This window comes from Streptomyces sp. NPDC054794 (assembly GCF_053611585.1).
On sequence record NZ_JBSHAQ010000033.1, the window covers coordinates 105,081 to 109,084 of the forward strand.

Consider the following 4,004-nt stretch of genomic DNA (forward strand, 5'->3'; position numbering starts at 1 on the left):
GGCCGCGGGGGACAAACGGGGCCCCGCGGGGTGCGGCCGGACCCACGGACCGGCCGCACCTTCGGATCAGGATCAGGCCTCGTCGGCGGCGGCGGAGACCGTGGTCTTCTTCGCCGTCGACTTCGCGGCGGCCGTCTTGGCGGTCTTGGCCGCCTTCTTGGCCGTCGTCTTCTTCGCCGCGACCGTCTTCTTGGCCGCGGTCTTCTTGGTGGCGGCCTTCTTCGCCGTGGCCTTCTTGGCGGTCTTGCGGGCCGCCTTCTTGGCCGGAGCCGCCTCCTCGGCCTCCGCGGAGACCTCGGCGACGGCTGAAGCCTCGGCGACGGCCTCGTCCGTCGCGGCCGACGGGACGACCGTGACGGCCGTCTCCTCGGACGCGGTCGGCGCGGTGGCCTTGCGCACGGCACGGCGGCGCGGGCGGGCCGGAGCGGCGGCCTCGGCGGGCGCCTCCTCGACCGGGGCCTCGGCCTCGGGCTGCTCGACCGGGGCCGCCACGGCGGGCGCGGTCTCGGGGACCGTCACCACGGCCGCCTCGGCACCCGCCGGGGAACCGGCCGGTGCGGAGACCTTCCGGGTCGCACGGCGACGCGTACGGCCCGTCGGCGCGGCCTCCTCGACCGCCGTGACCACCGGGTCCTCGACGGCCACGGGCTCGGCGTGCGCCTCGGCGGCGGGCTCCGGCAGCACCGGACGCCCGGCCTCCTCGGCGGCCGTGACCGACTGCGCGGTCGGCACCGCGGCGGCCTGCGCCACCGGGCCGTCCGCCTTCGGGCCCTTCACCGACTCCGCCCTGGGCGCACCGGCCGGAGCCGAGGCCCGGCGGCTCGCCCGGCGGCGCGAACGGCCACGCGTGGCCGCCGCCTCCGCCTCGGCGATGCTGCTGTACAGCTCCTCGTCCGGCGCGAAGTCGGGCGCGGGCAGCGCCACCGGCTCGGCGGCCTCGGCCGCGACCTCGGCGACGGTCTCCGGCTCCGGCTCGACGGCCTCGCCGGTCTCCACGGCCGCCGCGGCGGTCTCGTGCTCGTGCGGCTGCCCGTCGCCACCGCGACCGCGCTTCTTGCGCTTGCCGCCACCGCCCGCGGCGGTCGGCTGCTCCATGTGCACGATGACGCCACGGCCGTTGCAGTGGACGCAGGTCTCGGAGAAGGACTCCAGCAGGCCCTGGCCGACCCGCTTGCGGGTCATCTGCACGAGACCCAGCGAGGTCACCTCGGCGACCTGGTGCTTCGTACGGTCCCGGCCCAGGCACTCGAGGAGGCGCCGCAGCACCAGGTCGCGGTTCGACTCCAGGACCATGTCGATGAAGTCGATGACGATGATGCCGCCGAGGTCACGCAGCCGCAGCTGACGCACGATCTCCTCGGCCGCCTCCAGGTTGTTGCGGGTGACGGTCTCTTCGAGGTTGCCGCCCTGGCCGGTGAACTTGCCGGTGTTGACGTCGACCACGACCATCGCCTCGGTCCGGTCGATCACCAGCGAACCGCCGCTGGGCAGCCAGACCTTGCGGTCCAGCGCCTTGGCGAGCTGCTCGTCGATCCGGTAGGTGGCGAAGACGTCGACCTCGGAGGTCCACTTCGACAGCCGGTCAGCGAGGTCCGGGGCGACGTGCGAGACGTACCCGTGGACGGTCGACCAGGCGTCGTCGCCGCTGACGACGACCTTGGAGAAGTCCTCGTTGAAGATGTCGCGCACGACCCGGACGGTCATGTCCGGCTCGCCGTACAGCAGCGAAGGCGCGCTCGAACTGCCGCCGTTCTTCGACTTCTTCCGGATGTCCTCCCACTGCGACTGCAGCCGCTCGACGTCCCGGCGCAGCTCGTCCTCGCTCGCGCCCTCGGCGGCGGTGCGCACGATGACGCCCGCGTCCTCGGGGACGATCTTCTTGAGGATGGTCTTCAGCCGGGCGCGCTCGGTGTCGGGCAGCTTGCGGCTGATGCCGGTCATCGAGCCCTCGGGGACGTACACGAGGTAGCGGCCCGGGAGGGAGACCTGGCTGGTCAGGCGGGCGCCCTTGTGGCCGATCGGGTCCTTCGTCACCTGGACGAGCACCGACTGACCGGACTTCAGGGCGGACTCGATGCGACGCGGGCCGTTGGCCATGCCCAGCGCCTCGAAGTTGACCTCACCGGCGTAGAGGACCGCGTTGCGGCCCTTGCCGATGTCGATGAAGGCGGCCTCCATCGAGGGCAGCACGTTCTGGACCTTGCCCAGGTAGACGTTGCCGACGTACGAGGTCGACTGCTCCTTGTTGACGTAGTGCTCGACGAGCACGCCGTCCTCCAGGACGCCGATCTGCGTACGGTCGCCGTTCTGCCGCACGACCATCACGCGCTCGACGGCCTCGCGGCGGGCCAGGAACTCGGCCTCGGTGATGATCGGAACGCGACGGCGTCCCTGCTCACGGCCTTCCCGGCGGCGCTGCTTCTTGGCCTCCAGACGGGTCGAGCCCTTGATGGACTGGACCTCGTCGGACGGCTCGGACGGCTTGCGGGGCTCACGGACCTTGACGACCGTGCGCTCCGGGTCGCCCTCGTCGGGCTCGGTGTCGGCGGCGCTGTCACCGGCACGGCGACGACGGCGCCGGCGGCGACGGCTGCTGGCGGAGGAACCGGAGGCCTCGTCGCCGTGGTCCTCCTCGGCGTCCTCTTCCTCCTGCTCGGCGGTGTCCTCGACGTCCTGCGCGGCCTGCGCGGCGGCGAGTTCGTCGGACTCGGCGTCCGGGCCCTCGCCGGCCTCGCCGTCCGCCGCCTCACCCCGGCGACGGCGACGGCCGCCGCGCCGACGACGGCGACGCGAGCCGGTCTCCTCGGCCTCCTCGCCCTCGGCGAGGTCCTCGACGGACTCCTCGGGCTCCTCGGGCTCCTCGGCCTCTTCCGGCTCCTCCGGCTCCTCGGCCTCCGCCTCCTGGGCGGCGGGGGTCTCGACGGTCTGGGTCTGAGCCTCTGCCTCGTCGCCGTACCCGGCACCCCGGCGGCGACGGCGGCGGCGCGCCCCGGCCTGCTCCTCGGGGAACTCCTCGGTCTCCTCGACCACGGCCGACTCGGCAGCGGCCTCGGCCGCGGCCCGCTCCGGGGTCTGGAACCTCGGCTCGGCGAACACGGGCGCCTGGAACACGGCCACGGCGGGCCGTGCGGGACGGCGCGGGCCCTCGGCCTCGGCGGCGGGCTCGGCGGCGGGCTCGGTGGCGGGCTCGGTGGCGGCCGGCTGCTCGGGCTGCCCGGGCTGCGGCGCGGGCTCGGAGAACCCACCGGCGGCCCGGCGCACGGCCCGACGCCGGCCACGACGCGGAGCGGCACCCTCGGTGTCCTCGGCGGCGGCCTCGACGGCGACCGGGGCGGGCTCGGCCGCCGCCACGGGCTGCTCGGCGGCCACGGGGGCCTCCTCCTCGGCGGCGGGAGCACCGCCGGGCGCGGACACGCGGCGCGTGGCACGGCGCCGGGCGCGACGCGAAGCGGCCTCCTCGCCGGCCTCGGGGGTCTCCGCTGCTTCGGCGACCGGGGCGGCCTGGACCGGCTCGGTGACCTCAGCGACCTCAGCGGTCTCGGTGGTTTCGACGGCCTTCGGCGCACCGGCGGGCGCGGAGGCGCGGCGGGTGGCACGACGGCGCGTGCGCGGCGCGGCCTCCTCCACAGGCGCGGGAGCCTCGACGACCTCAGCCGTCTCTTCGGCGGCCGGGGCAGCGGTCTCAGCGGTCTCGGCAGCCGTGACGACGGTCTCGGCGACCTCCGCGGCCGCGGGCGCACCGGCCGGTGCGGACGCACGGCGGGCGGCACGACGACGCGTACGCGGCGCGGCCTCCTCCACAGCGGCGGGCGCCTCGACGACCTCAGCCGTCTCTTCGGCGGCAGCGGTCTCAGCCGTCTCAGCGGCCTCGACCGGCTCGGGCGCGTCGGCGGGAGCCGACACTCGGCGGGTGGCACGACGGCGCGTACGCGGCGCGGGCGCGGCCTCCTCCACGGCGGGCTCCTCCTCGGCGGCCGGGGCGGTCTCGACGACCTCGGCGGCCG

General features: G+C 75.5%; 1 protein-coding gene. It reads right to left on the bottom strand.

From position 1 onward, the window contains the following. Positions 1-72 precede the first annotated feature (72 nt). Positions 73-4,004, bottom strand: a 3,932-nt coding sequence (locus tag ACWGKT_RS30500) for an Rne/Rng family ribonuclease (protein ID WP_453276208.1), incomplete at its 5' end; no start/stop codon positions are given.